This window comes from Candidatus Margulisiibacteriota bacterium (assembly GCA_028706105.1).
Classification (GTDB): domain Bacteria; phylum Margulisbacteria; class Riflemargulisbacteria; order GWF2-35-9; family DYQY01; genus DYQY01.
This window is the reverse complement of the sequence record JAQWCF010000123.1, coordinates 1-3,857: the sequence shown is the minus strand read 5'-3', so window position 1 is coordinate 3,857 and position 3,857 is coordinate 1. Positions and strand designations below refer to the sequence as shown.

Annotated in this window: 2 protein-coding genes; both read right to left on the bottom strand. The window is 33.6% G+C overall.

Annotation, left to right across the window (positions count from 1 at the left end):
• Nucleotides 1–363 precede the first annotated feature (363 nt).
• Complete coding sequence (locus PHF25_09065) at nt 364–1,575, bottom strand: hypothetical protein (GenBank protein ID MDD4528158.1); 1,212 nt, start codon at nt 1,573–1,575, stop codon at nt 364–366.
• A gap of 9 nt (nt 1,576–1,584) precedes the next feature.
• Nucleotides 1,585–3,402, bottom strand: coding sequence for a hypothetical protein (locus PHF25_09060; GenBank protein ID MDD4528157.1), 1,818 nt, complete (start codon nt 3,400–3,402; stop codon nt 1,585–1,587).
• Between the last annotated feature and the right edge of the window lie 455 nt (nt 3,403–3,857).

The following is a 3,857-nucleotide window of genomic DNA, read 5'->3' as shown; positions in this document are numbered from 1 at the left end:
TACTTTTCCTATATTTTTTTTCACATGTTTTATATCGTCAGTTTTTGTGTTTTTTTTGCAGGGGGATAGCTTGCAAGGGGGAGTTCCTCCCCCTTTATTCGCATTCAGTTATGAATGCAAGCTCGAATATTGCCCCAGAAATTAGGTTTTAAACATGGCGGATTTTTGGTCTTTATGATTAGGCTTAGCTGGTCTTTTGGGTGATTTTCAATCCACCCACCAAATTGACCACTTTCTTTTTATCTATATCTGAACATCTGGAAGGGTAATTAGTTATGTTTTTCTAACTTTTTTAATCAAATAGAATGAAAATTATTGCAAAGTCATCTTGCTCCAGTTCGCACTCAGAATTTAAAACACAAATTACAATCCAATAAAAGGCTCCCCAAATTGGGGAGCTGTCGAGCGTTTGTGAGACTGAGGGGGTTTCTTCTTCCTAAACAAATCTGCATCTGTGCTGTCATATATAAGCACATCTCCGTTAGATAACTTTGCAGATTTACGTGCACCATTTTTCTGAGGAGTTTTAAATAACACAAACCTATCTTCACTTACTACATATAGCTCTAAGCTATCATTGTACACATTAACATACCCCAAACCTCTCGGTTCTAATCCTCCATAGCCGCTTGTTATTAAAACATTACCGTCATCTAGTAACACTAAATCACCATCTAAAATATCATCTCTTTTAAAATGCATCTTTCCTTTTTTATTGAAATCATTATTGGTTAACAACTTGTTTTGACTTATTGAGAAAACCCAACCATATTCGCTTCCAATTCCAACAAGCTTATCTTTTGATATTAATAGATTGTATTTATACACATTTTCAGTAGCAACTTTTTCATATTTACTTGTATCTTTATTTTTTTTATATATTACATCATATGGAAAATTCTTATCCCTACAATACAAATAAAGCTCCCCATCATAAAATAATGGCAATATCCTATTTCCTGACCTTAAATCTTCTCCTCCATTAAACTTAGGTATATGCTCGGTAAATATTTTATCTTTGACATCCAAAATAAAATATTGACCTAAATACGTAAATATAACCTTATTTGGTTCAATCTCCCCTAAAACATCTATTGATGTATCTCTAGTAATTCTATACTCTACCTCTTCTGTCTCTGGATTAAATAGCTCAAAAAAAGATGTGTCGGGCAAGCTAAGATCAACGCTATAATTATAACCTCTCTTAATTAAAACTTTACCATTTTTTAATTGTAAATCTCTATATGCACTATCTGGAACCTTCTTTTCTCTATATAAGTACTTTACTGATTTATCTTTAAAATCATAAATCAAAGCTGTCTCAAAATATTGTTTGTTTTGTTTATCATTAAAGTACTTATATATAAGTACTTTTTTATTTGGCAAAGAAACAATATCCTTATACCCTTCAAGATTCATACCTTCTATCATAAACGGCACCACTTCATATTTCTCGTGATACACATCTCCGGTATTTACACTTAGATTCCATACATTAGGGATCTGTATTGGTTCTCCCATCGCGAAAAGCAATGTATTAAATAAAATAACTGCGATTACTAGTATTCTTTTCATTATATTCCTCTAAAAACTTAAATCTATCAAATTAAGCTTTATTCCTAATTCAGATGATATCACTTTAGTAATCCCTATACTAGATTCTTCACCTAACTTATTACCCTTCATCCCCTTATATGCAGTCCAGTATTTCCTTATTATTTCTTCCTTGTATTTATCTAACTCTTCTGTCGTTACCCCATCTATCCTACTCGTCTTCACATAATCTACACTTTCACTCCAGAAAGTCCCAGATAATGCATGTGATGTCCCAGCATAACCACCTAATATAAATGAAACTATCCCCCGCAAAACACCAATTATATTATTACCATCAAAGGTTATCACCTTATTCTTATTATTATAATGTAAGATAGCACCATTAAAGTAATTATTTAATGCATACTCCGAAGGTTTCCCTTCTGGTGCTTTTTCCAATAATACCCGTCCTACTTGTGGCAGCACAGAACCAACTACATCTGTTACCACCAAATAGTTTTCTATAAATTCACGATAATATGCTTCTTCCGCTGAATCTTTAGGCTTCAATACTCCCCATACTCCTACAGAGTTAAATCCTACTGCTACATCTTTATTTTTAAAGTTGTGATTTTTTGCAGCCATTATATTAGCTAATCCTCCACCTAATGAATGACCTATATGGATAACTGGGCCAGTAATTTGAGAAAGCACACTATTATACATTGCCAAAGAATCTTTACTCTGCAAATCTAATCCTGCATAAAGTGCAACATCTGTCTTCCTATCATTATCTGCATCCTCTGTCCCTCTATGTAACATATATACCTGTCCTGTTTTCTTATCTTTTATTATGTATCCACTGTATCCTGACACATAATCTTTATTAGCTAATAGATCAACGTCTGCACCAGAGTAACTGCCACCTAAAATACTGGCAAAAACAGTTAAAAATTCATTTTTTGCCACAGGACTAGAAAAATCATAAAACGTTCCATTGTCTCTCTTACCGTATGCAAGCTTTGCCATCTGAGCAAACCTGAACACCTGATCATCGCTAAAATGTCCATTGCCTTTAGCTGACTTCACTGATGATGTGTCTGCATTACAATTATCCAAATAAGCTCTATCTTTTCTTAACTGATTACTTACTTTTAGCATGGTTGCCATGGCAATTAGCTGTGATGATTTCTTTACATTCTGCATCGCTATTGAATCTATTTGTGTCATATCTATCTGCTTCATATTCAAGCTCCCAAAAGGTATATCAACAAAACTACCATTTTCAAGATTATTATAAGCAATCTTTCCATTATAAAAATCAAATGTAACATTACAAGTTGGGATTAAACCATTATTTTTGATACTAACCTTATTGCCATCCATCTTGGCTACGTATCCCCATTCTATTAGACTCTTGGCAACATATTTATCCATAAACTGTTTAAAATCATTATCCAAAAAATGCCCTAATGTCTCACGATAATTTGATAGATTTAATTTCTCACCCATAACATCCTTCATCTCAAAAATAGTACCATCTGCTTTATGAATTACAGTTGGATAGTTATCCCTGATTTCCAAGCTTATTGCACCATGAGATAGCACTGTCTTCTTCCCACCATCAGTTATAGTTGCTGTATATGTTTTCCCATTAATTACATCAGCAATAGTAGCCAGCGGTAATACTGCTGTTTGCTGTCTTAAATCAGGAATACCTATTGACTCTAACCCAGACAAATCCACCCCTGTCACCTTCTCACCCATAGCCTTCATCTTCTGTTCCATTTCATAACGGGTGTAGGCTATTTGTTTCTCTAAAGCTCTCATTGATTCTGAGGCTTTTCTTAATTCCTCCTCTGTCATAATTTCTTCTCTTCATTTTTCCTTGATGAAAAACGAAGCAAAAAATCAAGGATTGCAAACTCGCTACGTTAAAACTCGGGGGATTTCTTGTCACCTTGTGATTTATGACTTTTTTCAATATTTATCGTAGAGCCTGCAGGCGCATTGCCCTATCATCTTTTTCTGATTAATTGTCTTAAAATGACTGCGAAATCCCTACTGTTTTATACTTGCTCAAATTGCAATCCAGTTAAAGCTCCCAAATTATTATTCAATACAAAAAACATGAAACTAAACCTCTCGGCTAAACAACGTTATTGAAAATAACTTATTCTTTAATAATTTCATATGTCAACGCAAAGTAGAAATGTCACCCTTTCTCCAAAGTAGAAATGTCCCTTTTATTAAAATCAAGCAAGTTGTTTTTTCATTAACATAAGTTTATATGAGCGTTGTTTGTATGGGTGAGAATTGGG